At 44.5% G+C, this 18,717-nt stretch carries 19 protein-coding genes; 6 read left to right on the top strand and 13 right to left on the bottom strand.

Annotated features, from left to right (window positions below):
- Window position 1: 1 nt before the first annotated feature.
- The gene (argR, locus tag K5Q92_RS20110) at window positions 2-472 is read left to right on the top strand and encodes a transcriptional regulator ArgR (protein ID WP_220770653.1); all 471 of its coding nucleotides are present in this window, start codon (window positions 2-4) and stop codon (window positions 470-472) included.
- Window positions 473-816: 344 nt separating this feature from the next.
- On the top strand, window positions 817-1,161 hold the full coding sequence (locus tag K5Q92_RS20105) for a cupin domain-containing protein (protein WP_259649646.1): 345 nt from the start codon (window positions 817-819) through the stop codon (window positions 1,159-1,161).
- 70 nt (window positions 1,162-1,231) lie between these two features.
- Here the strand turns inward: K5Q92_RS20105 and K5Q92_RS20100 are convergent, their stop codons facing one another.
- The 5 genes from K5Q92_RS20100 to K5Q92_RS20080 form a co-directional block, all read right to left on the bottom strand.
- Window positions 1,232-2,164, bottom strand: a complete 933-nt coding sequence (locus K5Q92_RS20100; RefSeq protein ID WP_220770651.1) for a Dyp-type peroxidase — start codon at window positions 2,162-2,164, stop codon at window positions 1,232-1,234.
- 341 nt (window positions 2,165-2,505) lie between these two features.
- On the bottom strand, window positions 2,506-3,537 hold the full coding sequence (locus K5Q92_RS20095) for an ABC transporter ATP-binding protein (RefSeq protein ID WP_220770650.1): 1,032 nt from the start codon (window positions 3,535-3,537) through the stop codon (window positions 2,506-2,508).
- Between the two features lies 1 nt (window position 3,538).
- Window positions 3,539-5,170 (bottom strand): iron ABC transporter permease, encoded by a 1,632-nt coding sequence (locus K5Q92_RS20090; protein WP_220770649.1) that lies wholly within the window; start codon window positions 5,168-5,170, stop codon window positions 3,539-3,541.
- A gap of 433 nt (window positions 5,171-5,603) precedes the next feature.
- Window positions 5,604-6,611 (bottom strand): Fe(3+) ABC transporter substrate-binding protein, encoded by a 1,008-nt coding sequence (locus tag K5Q92_RS20085; protein ID WP_220770648.1) that lies wholly within the window; start codon window positions 6,609-6,611, stop codon window positions 5,604-5,606.
- Between the two features lie 219 nt (window positions 6,612-6,830).
- Complete coding sequence (locus tag K5Q92_RS20080; protein ID WP_220770647.1) at window positions 6,831-7,580, bottom strand: ferredoxin--NADP reductase; 750 nt, start codon at window positions 7,578-7,580, stop codon at window positions 6,831-6,833.
- Between the two features lie 116 nt (window positions 7,581-7,696).
- On the opposite strand from K5Q92_RS20080, the gene K5Q92_RS20075 reads away from it, so the two are divergent.
- Both K5Q92_RS20075 and K5Q92_RS20070 read left to right on the top strand, forming a co-directional pair.
- Window positions 7,697-8,263 carry a histidine phosphatase family protein gene (locus K5Q92_RS20075; RefSeq protein WP_220770646.1) on the top strand — a complete coding sequence of 189 codons (567 nt, stop codon included), beginning with the start codon at window positions 7,697-7,699 and terminating at the stop codon, window positions 8,261-8,263.
- Between the two features lie 194 nt (window positions 8,264-8,457).
- Complete coding sequence (locus K5Q92_RS20070; protein WP_220770645.1) at window positions 8,458-8,655, top strand: hypothetical protein; 198 nt, start codon at window positions 8,458-8,460, stop codon at window positions 8,653-8,655.
- Between the two features lie 12 nt (window positions 8,656-8,667).
- On the opposite strand, the gene K5Q92_RS20065 is transcribed toward K5Q92_RS20070, so the two are convergent.
- Both K5Q92_RS20065 and K5Q92_RS20060 read right to left on the bottom strand, forming a co-directional pair.
- The gene (locus K5Q92_RS20065; protein WP_220770644.1) at window positions 8,668-8,931 is read right to left on the bottom strand and encodes a hypothetical protein; all 264 of its coding nucleotides are present in this window, start codon (window positions 8,929-8,931) and stop codon (window positions 8,668-8,670) included.
- Window positions 8,932-9,063: 132 nt separating this feature from the next.
- Entirely contained in the window at window positions 9,064-10,836 is a 1,773-nt protein-coding gene (locus tag K5Q92_RS20060; RefSeq protein WP_220770643.1) for an ABC transporter ATP-binding protein/permease, read from the bottom strand.
- A 341-nt stretch (window positions 10,837-11,177) separates the two neighbouring features.
- On the opposite strand from K5Q92_RS20060, the gene K5Q92_RS20055 reads away from it, so the two are divergent.
- Window positions 11,178-11,357, top strand: a complete 180-nt coding sequence (locus tag K5Q92_RS20055; RefSeq protein ID WP_220770642.1) for a hypothetical protein — start codon at window positions 11,178-11,180, stop codon at window positions 11,355-11,357.
- A 70-nt stretch (window positions 11,358-11,427) separates the two neighbouring features.
- On the opposite strand, the gene aroG is transcribed toward K5Q92_RS20055, so the two are convergent.
- From aroG to K5Q92_RS20030, 5 genes are all read right to left on the bottom strand, one after another.
- A complete protein-coding gene (gene aroG / locus K5Q92_RS20050; protein WP_220770641.1) occupies window positions 11,428-12,483 on the bottom strand; it encodes a 3-deoxy-7-phosphoheptulonate synthase AroG in 1,056 nt (351 codons plus the stop codon).
- 294 nt (window positions 12,484-12,777) lie between these two features.
- The gene (locus K5Q92_RS20045) at window positions 12,778-13,953 is read right to left on the bottom strand and encodes a lipopolysaccharide assembly protein LapB (protein ID WP_220770640.1); all 1,176 of its coding nucleotides are present in this window, start codon (window positions 13,951-13,953) and stop codon (window positions 12,778-12,780) included.
- A gap of 147 nt (window positions 13,954-14,100) precedes the next feature.
- Window positions 14,101-14,424 (bottom strand): hypothetical protein, encoded by a 324-nt coding sequence (locus K5Q92_RS20040; RefSeq protein WP_220770639.1) that lies wholly within the window; start codon window positions 14,422-14,424, stop codon window positions 14,101-14,103.
- Window positions 14,425-14,592: 168 nt separating this feature from the next.
- Window positions 14,593-15,843, bottom strand: a complete 1,251-nt coding sequence (locus K5Q92_RS20035; protein ID WP_220770638.1) for an ammonium transporter — start codon at window positions 15,841-15,843, stop codon at window positions 14,593-14,595.
- A gap of 12 nt (window positions 15,844-15,855) precedes the next feature.
- The gene (locus tag K5Q92_RS20030) at window positions 15,856-16,194 is read right to left on the bottom strand and encodes a P-II family nitrogen regulator (protein ID WP_202720612.1); all 339 of its coding nucleotides are present in this window, start codon (window positions 16,192-16,194) and stop codon (window positions 15,856-15,858) included.
- A 258-nt stretch (window positions 16,195-16,452) separates the two neighbouring features.
- On the opposite strand from K5Q92_RS20030, the gene K5Q92_RS20025 reads away from it, so the two are divergent.
- Window positions 16,453-16,995, top strand: coding sequence for an isochorismatase family protein (locus tag K5Q92_RS20025; RefSeq protein ID WP_220770637.1), 543 nt, complete (start codon window positions 16,453-16,455; stop codon window positions 16,993-16,995).
- Window positions 16,996-17,114: 119 nt separating this feature from the next.
- Here K5Q92_RS20025 and nrfA read toward each other — a convergent pair whose 3' ends face one another.
- Window positions 17,115-18,518 (bottom strand): ammonia-forming nitrite reductase cytochrome c552 subunit, encoded by a 1,404-nt coding sequence (gene nrfA, locus K5Q92_RS20020; RefSeq protein ID WP_220770636.1) that lies wholly within the window; start codon window positions 18,516-18,518, stop codon window positions 17,115-17,117.
- Between the last annotated feature and the right edge of the window lie 199 nt (window positions 18,519-18,717).

Raw genomic sequence — 18,717 nt, 5'->3', positions numbered from 1 at the left:
TATGCAAGCTAATAAAAGCCAAGATGATTTAGTTAAGACCTTCAAGTCGATTTTGAAAGAAGAGCGATTTGGCTCTCAGAGTGAAATTGTTATTGCCCTGCAAGCCGAAGGCTTTGGCAATATTAACCAGTCTAAAGTCTCTCGTATGCTAAGTAAGTTTGGCGCGGTCAGAACCCGTAATGCTAAACAAGAGATGGTCTACTGTCTTCCGGCTGAACTCGGTGTGCCGACTGCAGGTAGCCCGCTTAAGAACCTCGTACTCGATGTTGACCACAATCAATCCATGATTGTCGTTAGAACCAGCCCTGGTGCGGCGCAATTGATCGCCCGCCTACTTGACTCCATTGGTAAACCTGAAGGGATCTTAGGTACCATTGCTGGCGATGACACCATCTTCATCTGCCCATCTAGTATCCACAATATTGAAGACACATTGGAAACCGTTAAGTCGCTGTTTAATTATGCCGACTAAACAAGTGTAACAGGCGATATGCTGTAACCTCTAGGTTACAGCATCCTCTCCCCCCCTATTGCACCTTCAGCACAAACTCCGCGTTAAGATAGACACGATCACGACAGCACCTCAAATATAGAACACATTGTTTTATACAATATATTGAATAGATTCTTCTCTCTTTAACAATTATCGTTATAATCCTAAACGACAGTAATTTAAGTCGAGGATAAAGAGTGAATAAAAGTAAAATTATAAATATCAACGATATATGCTGGGAACCTTGGCAACATGAAGATGAATATGCCAGTGAACAAAAACATATAGGGGACTCCGCTGGCGGAGAAAAAATCGGCGTCACTATGGAACGCTTAGCACCAGGAAAATCCTCTGCGGTGGCCCATTACCATACAAAAGAAGAAGAGCATATCTACGCAATGCATGGTGAAGCGACGCTATATATTGACGGTGAGCCTCACTCCTTTAGTCAGGGAGAATATATCTGCTTTAACGCCGATACCGGTATCTCACATAAACTCGTCAATCATAGCGACCAAGATTTCGTCTTTCTTGTGGTCGGTAACCGAGACATACATGATGTAGTCGTATACCCCGAAAACAACAAGGTACTCGTTAAATCAGTAAATGAAATTTATGCCAGACGCCCTACTAACTATTGGGATAAAGACGAAATTGATAGTGAATAACTCGCTCGGTAACCTCCAATAAAAAAACGCACCTTAATGTGCGTTTTTTTATTGTCAGAACTTTATGGCATCAGCTAACGCGATTCATAAAATCCAATGAAGGCGCGAAGAATGATGACCCTGTTAATGCTTGAGTAAAATGCATCAAGTGATCATGATTGCCCTCGGCATCACCATGTATCATGCTCTCTAACATCTTTTCAAAATGCACCGAGTTGCGACAGGTAGAGATAAACATCAAACCTTGCTCTTTAACTGAACCATAAGGCATGCTCTGCCTTAAGATCTCCATCGATTTGCCTTCACTATCTTTCAGGTTCACACGCTTAATATGACTCGTTAGCGGCTTATCTGCAGATGCATACTCAATGTTGTCGGCCTTAGTTCGCCCGATAACGTCTTCTTGCTTCTTAACTGGAAGACGATTCCACTTACTTAGGTTATGAGCAAACTTCTGCACATGAATATAGCTGCCACCTTTAAACTGGGCGTCTTCATCACCAACTAAAGCCACTTCTTGTCTGCTACGCCCCTTAGGGTTTTCAGTACCATCGACAAAGCCGGTTAGGTCGCGTGAATCAAGGAACCTAAAACCGCGCTCCTCGTCTACAAGCTCGACTAAGCCTTCAAACATTTGGCAAACTTCATTGGCAACTAAATGTAAAATATCAAAACGGTCACAACGGATCTGCACGAACAAGTCATACTCGATAGCGGGAGCATCTCGGTTATCACGATTCATTGCTGGGAAAGGTTTTAGCTGCTGTGGTCTAGCATTAGGATATAAGGTGTCCCAATAATTAGCTCCTATGGCAACAAAGCCATTAAATGCGCTATCAGAATATTGATCCGTTAACTCATGAATATATTGAGCTACCGTCGCCACACATGGACGCATATCAGACTCAACACTTTCATTAGCATTAAACATTAAATAGACGCTGTGCAAATTTCCTTCTGCACATACTCCAAGCTGTTCACGAGGCATAACCTGACTATCCATTATTATAAGTAACCCTTCTGCTGAATTTAATTTCGGCAACATTATGTACAACTTTAGTTATTAATATCATTAACTGACGCACAATAACTAGAATTAAAACACAAATGTTGGTTGTCACGCAGTTTTAGTCGAAAGCGTACTGGATCGAGATCTCAAGATATAATGCTCTATTTAGCCTAGAAATATCTCCTTAGGCTCAATTTTCTCCACTATATGGGTAGCGATACTCACGCACCCTCATTCTCGCTCAATACGCCTTGCGCTAAAGCCTGTCGCTTAAGTGTCACCTTATACTGCCTAACTAAACCTAAGCTTAAGCGAAACAGTTATTTTGCAAAACCTTATGCAAACAATACTAAATTGTGATTTTGATATGTTATGGCTACCCGTTGTCCCGCAACAAAATCAAGGTTAGTGCTATGAACCTCTAACATGCTTTGTGCAACCTTAACTTGATATTGGCAAATATTACCTAAGAAACGGCGCCCAGAGATCTCTCCAGCCCCATTTGAGTCGCTAGTTAACTCTATATGTTGTGGCCTTAATAAAACCTCAGCTTCTGAACCAACGCTTAAATTTAGCTGATTATGACTGGCTATCAGTCCAATTGAAGTCTCGATCTTATTACTATCAATAACCGTTGCTTTTAAATAGTTCGCCATACCCAGAAAGTCTGCTACATACTTATCTGACGGCTGTGAATATAACTTCTCAGCGTCACCAGATTGCACAATTTGCCCCTGATTAAACAAAGCAAGCTTGTCGGCAAAGACAAAGGCTTCATCTTTACTGTGGGTTACAAATACTGCACTCACATTATGCTGTTTCAGAATATCCCTGATCTCTAACATCATCTCTCGGCGTACCTTAGCGTCGATGTTAGAAAAAGGTTCATCCAATAACAGGACTTCAGGCTCATAGGCGAGCGCCCTAGCAATAGAGACCCGTTGCTGCTGCCCACCTGAAAGCTCATGGGGATAACGTTTCGCAAGCCCCTCAAGCTTCACCAGTGCCAGCATCTGCGACAAACGAGCAGCTCTTAATGATTTATCTCGAGTCTCAACTCCGAATAGAATATTTTCAGCCACGGTTAGATGGGGGAACAGGGCGTAGTCCTGAAAGATCATCCCCACCCCACGGAGCTCACTGGCAACAAAATGGCCGTCATCGGCAACGACTCTGTCGTTTATGATTATCTTACCGCTACTTATCGCCTGCAGCCCCGCAATGGCTCGAAGCAAGGTTGTCTTACCACAACCACTTGGCCCAAGCAGCGCCACGATCTCTCCTTTCTCGACCGTAAGATCTAAGCCCTTTAATACGACCTGCCCTTGATAATCGCTAAACACCTGTTGTACTTGTAATGTAGCCATACTAATTATCGTGCTCCAAGGAACGGTTAAGGTAGATAAGTGGAACGAGCCCCACGAGCACTATAACGATTGCCGCTAAGGCTCCCTGCTCGAGCTGCTCATCAGACACAAACTGATATACATAGGTGGCGAGGTTCTCAAAACCGATAGGCCTTAACAAGAGAGCCGCCGGTAACTCCTTCATACACTCGATAAATACCAGTAATAAGCCAGCAAAAATGCCTTTTCTAAGCAGAGGTATATGCACCTGCTTTAACAAGCCTAATGGCTTTAGTCCCATGGTGATCCCAGCCATATCCAATGAGGGAGAGATCCGCTTATAACTGTTTTCGATACTGCCTATCGCAATGGCAGCAAAACGAATCGTAAACGCGCACACAATAATGAAACTGCTACCAGTTAAGATAAGCCCCGGTTCTTCAAAACCAAGGTAATTGGCAAGATCGTTAATAGCAAAGTCGAGCTGAGTAAACGGCACCAAGATCCCAATCGCTAATACAGTCCCTGGCAATGCATAACCGGTTGAAGCTAGCCGTGAAGGCAAGATGTCTGCCTGACGCGGGCTAATGCGCCTAATAAACATCAACATAATGCCGATAACAACACAAATAGCGCTGGCCAATAAAGAGATCCACAAGCTATTAAAACTGTACTTAAAAAACTCGTCATTCCAACTTTCGGCAAAGTAACCATAGGCATATTGCAGCAAAATAAGGAAAGGCAGTAAAAATGCTAAAAATAACAGCCCTGTACAGTAAGCTGTTGCAGCGAAAGCCTTGGCGCCAGACAGGGAGTAAACATCGAGCTCGCCTGGGGTCGACAACTTTTGAAATAGCTTTTGCTTACGCCGAGCAAAACGCTCAAAGCCCACCATAGCGAAAATGACTAACAACATAATGGTTGAGAGCTTAGCCGCTGCGGTCAAACTCCCGTGTTCGAACCAAGTATCATAAACAGCTGTGGTCAATGTCGGCACAGCAAAGTAACTAACCGTCGCAAAGTCTGCCGCAGTTTCCATAGCAACTAACGCGGCGCCAACCGCTAATGCAGGCCTAGCCATAGGAAGGCTTAGGCGCCAGAAACTCTTCCAGGGGCCACAGCCCATCACACGCGTTGCTTGGCTTAGGCTGGCAGATTGTTCCATAAAAGCGGTTCTGGCCAATAAGTAGATATAGGGAAACAGTACCAATGCCAACATGACTGCAGCACCGCCTAAGGTCCTCACCTCCGGAAAATAATAATCTTGGGGAGTTTGCCAACCAAAAGCGATACGTAAACTGCGCTGCACAGGTCCGGAGTAATCGAGTAAGTCGGTATAGACGTAGGCTACAACATAAGCGGGCATGGCCAAAGGCAATAGCAGTGCCCATTGAAAGATCCCCCGTCCAGGAAAATGACATTTAGCCACTAGCCAAGCCGCTGGGATGGCAATGATAAGAGAGCCTATAACGACCCAAAACATTAACCACAGGCTATTACTAATATAAGTGGGTAATACGGTATTAAACAGGTGGCCAAATACTGCCTCATCGGGTAACAATGATTGAGCAATCAATGCAATCAAAGGCATTATAATTAACAACGCCAAAGTATAACCCACAACAGACCAGCCCTTGGCTAAGCCTAAAACCATAATGTTAACTACCTAAAAATAACACATCCGTGTACTTGGATAAAAACAAGAAAACCTATCTAATACCAGTCAGTATAAGAAGTTGATCTACTCAGAGCGTTTTTGGCAAACTAATTCAAGGCGAATAACTGAAAGAATGGTCACCCCCTTTTGAAGTTAATCAACGCAGAAGTAGGCAGCCAAAAGCGCTCCAGAATGGCGAGCTTTAGCGGCTCTAATACTGCGTTAACAAGCTTAACCGTAGAATAACTATGCTCTGCACTCGTTGCCTTGTCTCAGTGCCGCTAAACTCTCGCTGAGCGATCAAATCTTTATACTGACTGGTATAATGATAGGTTAACTGAAATATTGCCAGGCTGAGCTAAACCATTAACTTCAAACTGCTCCTTCTAGTCTAGCTTGAATTGGTTAGCCCAACCTTAAGAGTCTTCCACTATAGATCAAACTTTACTTCATCAAGTAGTTTGATTGCTGCGCCATGATATTCAGCCAATTTGTAAATAGGTAGGTCATCGGCTTTAAAAGCTCCCCAAGAAGCCACTAATGTCGAAGGCGCTACGTCAGCCTTTACAGGGTATTCGTAGTTCACTTCGGCGTAAGCTTGCTGCGCCTTATCACCTGATAGGAACTCCATCAACTCAAGCGCTGCCGCCTGGTTCTTTGAGTGCTTCGCCAAGGCCATGCCTGATACATTGATATGTGAACCACGGTTATCTTGGTTAGGGAAATTGATCTCAATTGCATCGGCCCATAATTTTTGCTTAGGATCTTGTAGCATCTTACCTAAGTAATAACTGTTACCAATCGCTATGTCGCATAATCCTTCGCTTACCGCTTTAACCTGTGCTCTGTCATTACCCTGAGGTTTTCTGGCTAAATTGGCTTTCCAACCCTCTAGCCACGTTTTGGTCTCCTGCTCGCCGTGATGAGCAATCATAGAGGCCACTAATGAAACGTTATATGGATGCTTACCGCTACGAGTACAGATCTTGCCCTTATACTTAGGATCAGCTAGGTCTTCGTAATTAATATCCAATTTACCCAGTCTATCCTTTGAAGAATAAATATTACGCACACGCATCGTTAGTGCATACCACTCATCGTCTGGTGAACGGTATTTTTGCGGGATATTTTGTTTAAGAATGTCACTGCTAGCAGGAGCAACTAAATCTTTTTCTACCAGCTCCATCAAGCGGTAAAAGTCAGAGGTCAGAACAACATCCGCCTTCGAAAGGCGTCCTTCACGCTTCATACGCTCGGCGATGCCCTTTTTAGAGAAGACAACATCGACCTCAACACCAGTCTCTTTAGTAAAGTTTTCTAAGATAGGTTCTATCAAAAAGGCTTGTCGATAAGAATATACCGTTAGCCTATCAGCGGCATTAGCGATAGATGCAAAACAAGTCAGTCCTATTACAGCTAGACTCTTTACCATTTTCATTACTCTTCTCCCTTAAGCAAGTATCGAACTCATCATCGTAAAACGACTGATAATAATTCTCAATTGCAACGAGAGTAATAAAAACTCATACAAACAGCAAGCATTTGTCATATTTTTAACTCAAAAATGACAACTGGATCAACATAAGCAAACGCTTAAGTTACATAAACTTAGCTAGACTCTCCACAAATTAACAGCGGATGTCGCTTCCATTAAGACTTACCAGTATCTCTCAACGGTTACATGTCCGGGTGCACGGCGCAGATTCTTTATTAAGCCCCTATCGTTAAGTACCTGTTGTGATGCGGTGATCATCTCGGGGTTGCCGCAGATCATCACCTGAGAATCCTCAGGGCTAAGCCTTAATCCGGCTTTGCCCTCAAGCTCCCCTGAAGTGATGGCATCGGGGATCCGGCTCGTTAAAGCCCCATTTAACGGCTCCCGAGTCACAGAAAGTACCAGCTTAAACTGCTCAGGATATTTCACTTCATATCCCTTAAGTTGCTCAAGATAAGCTAAATCTTCCACCTTACGCACCCCATAGACTAGTACTAAGCGCTCGTATGCCTCCCAAGGCTCGCAAGTCTCCATCATTGAGATAAAAGGCCCTACAGCAGTTCCTGTGGCTAAAAACCACAAATGCTTTCCTTTTGCATCATCAGTCGGGAGCTCATCTAAAGTCATAAAGCCAGAGGCTTTAGTGGCAACATCGATAACATCACCAACGTTCAAAACCTGTAAGTTAGGTGACAGCAACCCTTCCTCTACTGCTACCGCCAATACCTCTATATAATCACAGCCCGGTGGATTGACTAGCGAGTAGGCTCGGCTAACTCGTTTTTCATTCACGATCTGACTCAGCTTAATGAACTGACCGGCCTTAAAGTCTCCGATATCGACTTTAATCTTTAGTGAAAACAACTTATCGTTCCAGTCTCGCCTCTCTATGACTTGCCCTTCAACCCACATAGCGCCTCCAAAAATCTTCAGCCTTCGGGAAATGGTGAACTTACCTAAGCTTTTATTTCATATTCAGAAAGATTAGTCTAGCCAACGAGGAAGGTTGACATTAATGGAGTAAATTCATGAAGACGAAAATTAAAGCAATCAAAGCCAATGTGCTTGCTATGCTGCTATTCTCAATCAGCTTGTCCTGTATAGCTCAGCCAAACAATGCGTTGGAGATAGATGCAAAGAGTAACGCGCTAACAAAAATTGTAGTGTTAGTCAGGCATGCAGAAAAACGCGACGACGGCTCTCGAAACCCTGCGCTAAGTGAAGCTGGACAGCAAAGAGCAAAGGCACTGATTGGGACACTGCAACAGGTTGAGTTATCTCAGCTGATAGCGTCTAACTATCAAAGAACCCAACTGACCTTAGATCCCATAGCTAGCCAAAGAGCGCTACCGCTCATCATTGCCGACACCCAGTTAGGACTCGATGCCCATATCGCTTCCATCGTAACTTTAGTCAATCAAACCTCAGGTAACAGCTTAATTGCTGGACACTCCAATACCGTCCCCCTCATCATAAAGGCGCTCGGCGGTCCGAAAACTCCCCCCATAGAGGAAAGCCAATACGGTACTCTTTATCTGTTATCTATCCCTAAAGAAGGGAAAATAAGCCTGATACAAACCCATTTTGGAAAGTGATTTTTATAATAAAACTCAGACCAATCACGAATTAAAATTCAAACCAAATGACCGGTTGGTTAAGTTAACAAGCTATAAAAGCTTGGTATATTAGTCTTATAATGATTAAATACTGCTTCGGGAATGGGGATAACCGAACTTCTACGCAAGATTTATTTGACATAAACTATCAAGGTAGCAGTGAGGGGGACACGGTGAGCAATTCCAACACACCGTTAAAAAACAAATCATTATCAGCAAGTTGTAGCAGTTGTCAGCGAATGACAAATATTGAGGGAGAGTTTATCTGCTTTAGAGAAGGCAAGATCATCGGACTGATCCCAACGAAAGAACCTTCTCCTCAAACTAAACTGATCTGTGATGGCTGGAAAATGGGCAAGCCTATAGGTTGAATGAATAAGCGGTTAAGCACTTAGCATGCCCGCATAATCCCTAGCCGAAAATTTTGGCTCATGTAATAAACCTTGTGACGGTTCGACTGGTGTAGCTTTTGCTAGACCTAGCCCTCGCGTCGTCACTCTCATTCCGGCACATAACTCAAAATACACCACTTCAAGTTCGTCTCTCTCTAAGCCGCGCTTCTTCAGCGTAGCCATAATCGCCAGCCAATCGGTATTAACTTTACTATCCTGTCCTTCAATATGCACCAGTATAGGTATATTTTTCATTGTGACCTTCTCTGCATTAGCGTCCCGTTAATTTGATGCCAATTATAGTCACACGAAACTGAACCTATGCTGAATCCTAAGTAGGCTTTTCTTAATCAATATGAGTCGATTAGCTGCGTAAAAATAATAGACCTACTCCTGCTGCACTCGCCACAAATTAGCATAGAAACTCTTCGCGGCAAGCAGCTCATAATGGCTACCGGTTTCAACCACTCTGCCCTTACTCAAGACGATAATGCGGTCAGCATCGACAACAGTGGAGAGTCTATGGGCTATGACAAGACTTGTATGGCCTTTCGCCACTTCCTTCAAGGCGGTTAAAATGGCCTGCTCAGAATGGCTATCTAAAGATGAAGTGGCCTCATCGAAGACTAAGATAGGTGATTTCTTAAGGATGGCTCTCGCAATCGCAACTCGCTGCTTCTCTCCGCCGGAGAGCTTTAGACCACGCTCACCAACCTTGGTCTCTCCACCTTCCGGTAGGCTCTCGATAAACTCGCTCAAGTGCGCCATCTTAATCGCGACATTAATCTCTTCGACCGTTGCATCGGGGCGGCCATAACGGATATTTTCGATCAGGCTATCGTTAAACAGCACGGTATCTTGGGGTACGATGGCAATGGCTTGGCGCAAAGCACTTTGAGTTAACGTACGAATATCATGACCATCGATGCAGACTCGCCCATCAATGACATCATAAAAACGAAATAACAACTTCACCAAGGTCGACTTACCCGCCCCGCTGTCGCCAACGATAGCCACTTTCTGACCCGGCTCTATGGTAAAGCTGACATCATCTAAGATTATCCGTGTATCATAACTAAAACCTACGTGCTCAAATGAGACTCGACCTTGGCTCAGGACTCGGTTACTAGCGTCGGCTGCGTCTTGAATCGAAGGGACCTTATCTAAAAGATCGAACATCCGCTCTATATTGGCAAAGGCGCCACGGATCTCTCTATAAACAAAGCCCAAAAAATTAAGAGGAATAAAAAGTTGCATCATAAAGGCATTGATCAGCACGAAGTCACCTATGGTCATCTCGCCTTGCACAACATCATAAGCAGCCATGCCTAGCATCAAGGTCATCGCAATCGAGATGATACAAGCTTGGCCCGCATTGAGTGCGAACAACGAGAGCCTGTTTTTACGCTTAGCCACTTCCCACTGCGCCAAAGCCTCGTCATATTGCTTGGCTTCATACTGCTCATTATTAAAATACTTGACGGTTTCATAGTTAAGTAAACTATCAATTGCCCGTGTACTGGATACAGAGTCGGCTTTAGCGGCGTCTCGCACATAGCCAGTACGCCACTCGGTCGCAACTATCGAATATGCGCCATAAGCGATCACAGAGAGCAGCGTCACACCAGCAAAAGCATAGCCGTAGTTATAGAATAAGATCCCCACGACCAACACAATCTCAAGAATCGTCGGTACGATATTGAACACCATAAAGCGCATCAAGAAACTCATGCCACTGGTGCCACGTTCTATATCTCGAGACAAACCGCCGGTTCTGCGCTCTAAATGAAATGCCATATCGAGCCGATGAAGGTGCTCAAAAACCGCCATGCCTAAACGCCGAATGGCGCGCTCGGTCACCCGCCCAAATAGCGTGTCCCTCACCTCGGAAATAATGGTATTAAGTAGGCGAATACAGCCATAGGCAACGACTAAAGAGATAGGCACAGAGAGAACGGCTTCACTAGAGGCACCCGAGAGCCCATCCACCAGCGCCTTAAGCACAAACGGCAAGCCAACACTGGCAAGTTTCGCGATGACCAAACATAGCAATGCCAGAGCCACTCTACGTTTAAATTCAATTAAATAGGGCCACAATAAGCGAAGCACATGCCAATTTAATTTACCTATCGGTCCATCGAAATAAAGTGAAGGGCGCATTCTGATTCCAAAAATATTTTTAAATTCAAACTCAGGTCATTTTAAAAGAGATGACAATAAGTTAGCTTTATTCCCGACTAATAACATCTGATTGATGTTTACAAAAAGTTAACGACCATCGACTATAAGCTGTGTTATCGTACGACTTTAGTCTGATAGAGTGTGCTTAGAACGCTCCATATGGAGTAGTTTGCACATTTTTCGGTAATTTTGTATTAAGTAGTGCAAATTCTGTTAACCCAAAGAAAAGAATTTGATACTCTGCGGCAAAATATAAAAAGTAAACAGGCAGGAAGGGCTGAATAAGGCTCTTTTAAAGTTAACTAAAAAAGGATGCAAAAATGCTGGACACATCCAAGCCAAAATATCCCCCTCTACCACTCATCCAAACATGGATATGGATGATGACCCAATCAGGAAACCCTGAAATCCAAGAAAAGGGACAGAGCAATCTAATTGCTTCTTTTGGCAGCTTAGCAAAAGCCAATGAATACTTAATTGAGCAAGATAAAAAGAAGTAACTCTAATCCAGTGAACGACTTGTTCAGAATAAGGAGGCTAGCGCCTCCTTTTCTGTATTTATCGCCGCAGCTAGCGATTTCTACGCTCAACAATGCTCTCATTGAGCATGCCCAAGAGCTTCTCAGAGTCTTGCCAACCGATGCAGGCGTCCGTTACGCTCTGGCCATAACACAGACTCTGCCCTTCAATATGATCTTGGCGTCCTTCAATCAAATTACTTTCAACCATGACGCCAAAGATTGATTGCTCACCACTTGCCACCTGAGCGGCGACATCTTCACCGACCAACATCTGCCGTTGGAACTGCTTGCTGCTATTGGCATGGCTAAAATCGATCATGATATTTTGTGCCAGTCCCGCTTTTTCAAGCTGTTGCTTAATGTCGGCCACGTGCTGAGCGCTGTAGTTAGGCTCTTTACCGCCACGTAAAATGATATGACAGTCGGCGTTCCCCTTAGTCTCAACAATTGCCGAATGACCAAACTTAGTCACAGAGAGGAAGTGATGCGGTGCACTTGCGGCGCCAATCGCATCGATAGCCACCTTGATGGTGCCATCGGTGCCATTCTTAAAGCCTACGGGGCTCGATAGTCCCGATGCCAGCTCTCGATGTACTTGAGATTCAGTTGTACGCGCACCAATAGCTCCCCAACACATCAAGTCAGCCACATACTGAGGCGTGATCATATCTAAGAACTCACCCGCAGTTGGCATCCCCATATCGTTAAGCTCTAACAACAGCTTTCTTGCTGCACGTAAACCATCGTTAAGCTTAAAGCTGTTGTCCATGTAGGGATCGTTGATCAAACCCTTCCACCCCACTGTGGTACGTGGCTTCTCAAAGTAGACCCGCATAACGATTTCGAGCTGATCTTTATAACGCTCACGCAGCTCGACTAAGCGCTTACCGTATTCGAGTGCCGCGACAGGATCATGAATAGAACAAGGGCCAATAACCACTAATAAGCGATCATCCTTCTTAGCCAAAATATTATGAATACTTTCACGGGCGTTAAATACGGTAGCGGATGCGTTCTCAGTTGCAGGAAATCGTTCCAAAATTGCAATTGGAGGTAACAACTCTTTTATCTTATTAATTCGAACATCATCATTTTGGTAATACATGGTAATACTTAGCTCCGTCTAGCCTATGAATACAGATCTCTCAATTGCGATACTGCATTCAATTTATCCAGTCTAAAGCCAGATTGCAATCAAGTTATTATTATTTCATATGATTATTTTTAATACGTTGTTTAAAAAGAGATTAATAAAGACAAAATGATATGATTACATTCGAAAAACCGCCGACTTAACCGAGTAAAACTATAAATTTTTATCGGCGCAACGCATTTATTTAGATTAAAGTCGCCATGCAACACAAAGTCCAATATCGGCAGCGAAAAAGCAGCAAGTAATCTAATGGCTTCTCATAGCTTGTAACTTTGATTGATAGCGTCGTTTATTGTATTCATCGGTAGTGAGTTTAAGGGCCTTTTTAAGACTTTGTTCCGCTCGCCGTTCATCCCCTGTTACCCAGTAAGTACGTGACAGACCAAAGTAAAACTCATGTCGATAATCCGCCTTGGCGATCGCCCTCTTATACCAGATTAACGCGTCTTGGTAGTCTCTATCGAAATACGCCTGCTGCGCCATGCCATAGTAATAATAGGGGTTTCTAATCCGCGCTAGCTCCATCACCTTGTGCACATCAGCCCACTCCTCCAGCCTATCTTGCGCCGATAACATTATGGCGTAGTTATTAAGGGCATTCATATCCTCAGGCTCTACTCGCAAGATATATTGGTATAAAGCCTCAGCCTGTGAGTCTAAACCTTTATAACGATACAAAACCGCCAGAGTATTTAGTGCTGGCAGAAACAACTCATATTGTTCTAGAGCGAGCTTTAATAGGCCATAGGCACGGTCGTAGTCACCTTCGACCAAGGCTTCTGCAGCGAGATTGTTGTAGAACATTGACACGACTGTAGAGCGGCTAACTCGACGTTTCTGATAGCCTTGCATGGCACGCTCGGGTAGAAAATCTACCTGTATCGACTGGGTGGAGATATTGAAGACATTGCCCTTATTCTGAGGCAACAGCTTAAGATTAATATGGCCATTGACGAGATAAAAGCCCCCTTGCCTATCCCATACAGGGGGAATATCCACCTCCTGAAACTCCACCTTAACACCAAGCTCCTTTGCTAAAGCCGCCGTCAACACCACTAAAGATAAACAATTTCCCTCTCTATTTTCGAAGGTATCGCTGGCACTAAGAGTGAGATTATCGGCATAGCGAAAGCCGCCATCGCTGGCATTGATGTAATTCGCGAGCCACTCGTGCATCATCACGCTCGATTGCTGCTGATAGTTCTTGGAGCTTATCACTTCTCTGCGAAGCAAATGCACAGCTGACTCGGGTAACTCAAATAGGTCATCGGTATCGGGCAGATCTAGAGAGGCTGTAAAGTGCCGATCATGAAAATAAGCGCTTAAGTCATCAGACGTCGCCACGGGCTGCGTTGCGCAGCCACTGATAAGCAGCATACATAGAATTAACAGGACGATGAGTAAAACAATTGACCGTTTCATCACACTCCCTAAGCAAAAACCTCTGCATTAAGCATATGTCATGAATATCCACCCCGAGTGTTAATGCGTTACAAAACGTAAATAACTCCCTTTAGACCTAAGTTATATTGCCAGCCACTTTGTTGACTTACTCTTGAAATAACCTTGCTAGGGCGACTCGCCTGCAGGAGGATCGATTTGAATAAACAGCTCTCTATTCTGGTAAGGGTATGGCCTATAAAATAAGCCTTGGCAGGAGAAGTGGTGGTAAGGAGTCGCAAGTGGTACACACCCTAAAGGCAAAGCCTGTAAGATCTGAAGTTGCTGTTGAAAGCGTAGCGCTTCACGCCACTCATGTTGCTTCTGCACTTCATCTCTGACCGCAAACGCATCGAAGGGCTCACTGGATTTTCGCACCACGACTTGTCCTGCACTCACGTTTACAGTGAGAGTGGCAAGCAGCATACCTAGGAGAAGACTGAACTTTTTCATAGCAGTCCAATAACTAAATTTCAGTTAACTTACTCTAGCCCATAATGGACCGATGTAAAATAACTAACTGCATCATACTTATGATCACAAAAAAAGCAGGGATGACCCCTGCTTCTTAGAATAGCTCTCTAGCTAGCACCGCTAGCAATATGGCTTATGCTCTATGTCCTAATTGGCACTCTTAACCGAAACAAACTCGGGATAGGCATCGATACCACAATCAGATGCATCCATACCATTGTATTCCTCCTCCTCTGAAACGCGGATCCCTATGGTCACCTTAAGTGCCATCCATACAGCAGCGGACGCCAAGAAAACCCAACCAAAAATCACCGCCGCACCATATAGCTGCGTCACAAAGGATGCATCACTATTAGATACCGGAACCAAGACTAAGCCCAGTAACCCTGCCACTCCATGTACCGAGATAGCGCCCACAGGATCATCGATTTTTATCCTATCGAAGGCGACAATCGAGAACACCACCAAGCCACCAGCAACAACACCAATCACACCCGCCATCATAAGTGATGGAGACAGTGGATCGGCTGTAATCGCCACTAGACCAGCTAGCGCCCCATTTAAGATCATGGTCAAATCCGCTTTACCCCAGATGAGTCGACACACGATTAACGCCGAAATAGCACCGAAAGCGGCCGCCGAATTAGTGTTAACGAAGATCTTAGCCACCGCACTGGCGTTCTCTGCATCCGACACCAGCAGCTGCGAACCGCCGTTAAAGCCAAACCAGCCCATCCACAAGATGAACATACCCAGTGTCGCCATAGGCAAGTTTGAGCCTGGGATAGGATTCACTTGACCATTAGCGCCATACTTTCCCTTACGCGCACCTAGCAACAACACTCCAGAAATCGCCGCAGCGGCGCCAGCCATATGCACAATACCGCTACCAGCAAAATCGACAAAGCCTGCTTCCGATAAAAAACCTCCGCCCCAGGTCCAGTAACCTTCAACCGGATAAATCACCGCCGTCATAAATACTGAAAAGGTTAGGAAGGCCCACAGCTTCATGCGCTCCGCAACGGCGCCCGATACAATAGACATAGCCGTAGCGACAAACACCACTTGGAAAAAGAAGTCGGACTCAAGCGCGTGATCGGCCCCTTCAGACTGAGACCCGATAAGCGATCCAAACGATGGTAGCCATCCCCCCTCGCCGTTATCTACATACATGATGTTATAGCCAACAATCAGATACATGATGCAGGCTATCGAGTATAAACAGACATTCTTGGTCAAGATCTCCGTGGTATTCTTCGAACGTACTAAGCCCGCTTCTAACATGGCAAAGCCCGCTGCCATCCACATAACCAATGCGCCTGAAATTAAAAAGTAAAATGTATCAAGGGCAAAGCGCAACTCTGTTACCGTCAATCCCAGTTTTGTTAAATCTTCCATTAGCCTATCCCCTTAAAGTGCTTCGCCGTCGAGTTCGCCAGTTCGAATACGGATTGTTTGCTCAAGATCCATCACGAAAATCTTGCCATCGCCTATCTTTCCAGTGCGCGCCGCACCGCTAATCGCTTCGAGCAACAACTCCAGCCTCTCAGCCTTAATTGCTATCTCAAGCTTTACCTTAGGCAGAAAATCCACTTGATATTCGGCGCCTCGGTATAGCTCGGTGTGACCTTTTTGACGACCGAAACCTTTCACCTCTGTCACTGTCATGCCTTCAATGCCAACGCCAGCAACAGCCTCTCGCACATCGTCTAATTTAAATGGCTTAATAATCGCACTCACCAGTTTCATCACACTCTCCAATTCCATTTCGATTTGTTTAAACACAATTCAAGCATCAGGCCAAATTAACTAAACATTAAAATTCAAGTAGATAGGTGATAAGCAATAAGGGGAAGTGAATGTAAATGCACCAGAGGAGTGCAATTATTCATGTTCTGCACAAAGATAAAGCACAGATTGTGATGCATTAGACCAATTTCCAATTGGCATCAGCAAAACGCTCCGCTTTACTGACAGAGTCCACTTTTAAAGTCAAAGAAGGTTAAGATGCTAAATCCTGAAGAGTGCGTATTAGTTGTGGTCGATGTTCAAGGGCGACTGGCACAGGTCGTTCAGCAAAGTGAACAACTCCACCAAAGGCTCGATGCGCTTGTAAAAGGGCTACAGTTGTTTGATGTACCTATTTTGTGGCTGGAACAACTTCCGGATAAGCTCGGCTCAACCAGTGAAGAGTTAGCCCAAGTACTTACAAGGAGTTGCAACCCCATCAATAAAGAGCACTTTAGCGCATGGCAAACGAATGACTTTCGAGCCAAGCTCAGCGACATGCCTCAAAAACAGGTCATCCTAGTCGGAATAGAAACTCATATTTGTGTCTACCAAACTTGCATGGACCTTCTGGAAAACGGCTATGAAACGCACCTAGTGATAGATGCAACCTCCTCTAGAGAAGAGGCAAACAGGCTATGTGGTATTCAAATGATGCTAGCATGCGGCGCTAAGCAAACTAACGTTGAATCTCTACTGTTTGAGCTACAGCAACAAGCCACAGGCGATCGCTTTAAAGCTTTACTAAAACTCATCAAATAGAAGCTCGTCGTTACTTTTTCTAGTTAAGATCCCGCAGCAAAAAGATTGTATTATTAAAGCAGACAACAAAAAGCCCTCTTACGAGGGCTTTTAATATTAAACACTATTATGTGTAAATCTTACTTGTAAGTTGCTTCACGCTTTTCAGCTTCAGCATCCCACTTAGGTAGAACAGTCTTCTTGAATTCAGCCTTGTCAGCGTTCATCTTCTTCATGTCCATACCTAGAGCTGCTTGCGCCTTAGCTTTAGTAGAGATGTCTGGAAGAGCGATTGGCTGCTTAACGCCTTTCTTAGCAAGTAGTTGAGCTAGCTTAACGCGTGCATCAGCTGCTTTGTTTACTGCAGTACCTAGAACACGTAGCGCTTCATCTGGAGCGTGAGATGCAACACCGTGAGAAGCGATTGCATAGTCCCAACGCCATTGAGCGTGACGGATATCAGTTAGGATTGGCTTCATTTCAGCTTCAGTCGCACCCGCTTTCCAAGCAGCGCCTGCTTCGAAGTGAGCTTTTACTAGCTGATCTTCAGCTTGCATTTGGATCTGCTTAACCTTGGCTTTACGCTCTTTGTCTAGGTTAACCATGAACTCTTTGCTTTGCTCGTGACAAGTACCACAAGTTTCTTCGAAACGATCGAATGGGTTACCCACTTTGTGATCGGTAAACTTACGGCCTTCAGCATTCTTAACCTTAGGCATGTGACAGTCAGTACAGCTTACGTTGTTCTTACCGTGCATACCTAGCTGCCAAGTTTCATAACCTGGGTGCTGTGCTTTTAGCATTGGCGTCTTAGAAACAGCGTGAGTCCAATCTGCGAAGTCGATAGCATCATAGTATGCTTCCATATCTTCAACAGTTGTGCCCTTGTCCCATGGGAACTTAACAAAGCCTTTCTTATCAGCAGTCTTTTCGAAGTAGTACTCTACGTGACACTGGCCACAAACCATAGACTGCTTGTCTTTACGAGAAGCTTTATCGAATGGTGTGCCAATTGCTTCCATACCACGCTCAGCGAATGGACGAGATAGACGTAGCTTAGACTTACCTTTTTCGTGACAGTCAGAACAACCAATTGTGTTTACAACTTCTGCGCCGCCTTTAGCCCACTTACCTTTGAAGTAGCCGTCTTCACCCTGCTCTTCAATCAAACGTGGTACATCAGGGCTCTTACAAGACCAACATGCCATAGGCATTGGACCATCTTCAGCGCTCTTTGGCGCACCAGTACGCAGCGTGTTACGTAAATCAGTTACCGCATACATATGACCACGAGCCTTGTTGTAATCTTTAGCAAAGCCGTAACCTGCCCAAAGAATAACTAGGTTTGGATCTTGCTCTAGTGCATCAATGATCTCAACGCTTTCTGAAGTGTCATGCCAGCTATTATACTGCTTAGAGAACTTATCTTTGTAAACTTCGTTACGTGGTTCAGTTTCATCGCTTGCGATTGCGCTACCAGCCATTAAACTTGCAGCTACGATTGCACTCAGTGCAAAAGACTTTTTAGTTAATGTTTTCACCATCTCATCTCCATGTTACTTTTGTATTTTTGTATAGTCCCACCTATTTCAAGGTTGAATTTAATCACTTCTATGTAACAAGGACATACCCACAAGGGGGTATCCACGGCAAACCTTGCGGTAGATCAACTTGTGAATGTGTTGTTGCTCACATTTTTGCGCATTTGTTAATGTAATCAAGTATCCACTAATGTTAAACCGC

It is taken from the genome of Shewanella sp. MBTL60-007, from assembly GCF_019654915.1.
Lineage (GTDB): Bacteria > Pseudomonadota > Gammaproteobacteria > Enterobacterales > Shewanellaceae > Shewanella.
This window is presented reverse-complemented; position numbering and strand designations above follow the sequence as displayed.

Bases quoted from the DNA above. Each gene is read 5' to 3' on its own strand.
- argR (WP_220770653.1), top strand. From the start codon at position 2: ATGCAAGCTAATAAAAGCCAAGATGATTTAGTTAAGACCTTCAAGTCG.
- K5Q92_RS20105 (WP_259649646.1), top strand. From the start codon at position 817: ATGGAACGCTTAGCACCAGGAAAATCCTCTGCGGTGGCCCATTACCAT.
- K5Q92_RS20100 (WP_220770651.1), bottom strand. From the start codon at position 2,164: ATGGATAGTCAGGTTATGCCTCGTGAACAGCTTGGAGTATGTGCAGAA.
- K5Q92_RS20095 (WP_220770650.1), bottom strand. From the start codon at position 3,537: ATGGCTACATTACAAGTACAACAGGTGTTTAGCGATTATCAAGGGCAG.
- K5Q92_RS20090 (WP_220770649.1), bottom strand. From the start codon at position 5,170: ATGGTTTTAGGCTTAGCCAAGGGCTGGTCTGTTGTGGGTTATACTTTG.
- K5Q92_RS20085 (WP_220770648.1), bottom strand. From the start codon at position 6,611: ATGAAAATGGTAAAGAGTCTAGCTGTAATAGGACTGACTTGTTTTGCA.
- K5Q92_RS20080 (WP_220770647.1), bottom strand. From the start codon at position 7,580: ATGTGGGTTGAAGGGCAAGTCATAGAGAGGCGAGACTGGAACGATAAG.
- K5Q92_RS20075 (WP_220770646.1), top strand. From the start codon at position 7,697: ATGAAGACGAAAATTAAAGCAATCAAAGCCAATGTGCTTGCTATGCTG.
- K5Q92_RS20065 (WP_220770644.1), bottom strand. From the start codon at position 8,931: ATGAAAAATATACCTATACTGGTGCATATTGAAGGACAGGATAGTAAA.
- K5Q92_RS20060 (WP_220770643.1), bottom strand. From the start codon at position 10,836: ATGCGCCCTTCACTTTATTTCGATGGACCGATAGGTAAATTAAATTGG.
- K5Q92_RS20055 (WP_220770642.1), top strand. From the start codon at position 11,178: ATGCTGGACACATCCAAGCCAAAATATCCCCCTCTACCACTCATCCAA.
- aroG (WP_220770641.1), bottom strand. From the start codon at position 12,483: ATGTATTACCAAAATGATGATGTTCGAATTAATAAGATAAAAGAGTTG.
- K5Q92_RS20045 (WP_220770640.1), bottom strand. From the start codon at position 13,953: ATGAAACGGTCAATTGTTTTACTCATCGTCCTGTTAATTCTATGTATG.
- K5Q92_RS20040 (WP_220770639.1), bottom strand. From the start codon at position 14,424: ATGAAAAAGTTCAGTCTTCTCCTAGGTATGCTGCTTGCCACTCTCACT.
- K5Q92_RS20035 (WP_220770638.1), bottom strand. From the start codon at position 15,843: ATGGAAGATTTAACAAAACTGGGATTGACGGTAACAGAGTTGCGCTTT.
- K5Q92_RS20030 (WP_202720612.1), bottom strand. From the start codon at position 16,194: ATGAAACTGGTGAGTGCGATTATTAAGCCATTTAAATTAGACGATGTG.
- K5Q92_RS20025 (WP_220770637.1), top strand. From the start codon at position 16,453: ATGCTAAATCCTGAAGAGTGCGTATTAGTTGTGGTCGATGTTCAAGGG.
- nrfA (WP_220770636.1), bottom strand. From the start codon at position 18,518: ATGGTGAAAACATTAACTAAAAAGTCTTTTGCACTGAGTGCAATCGTA.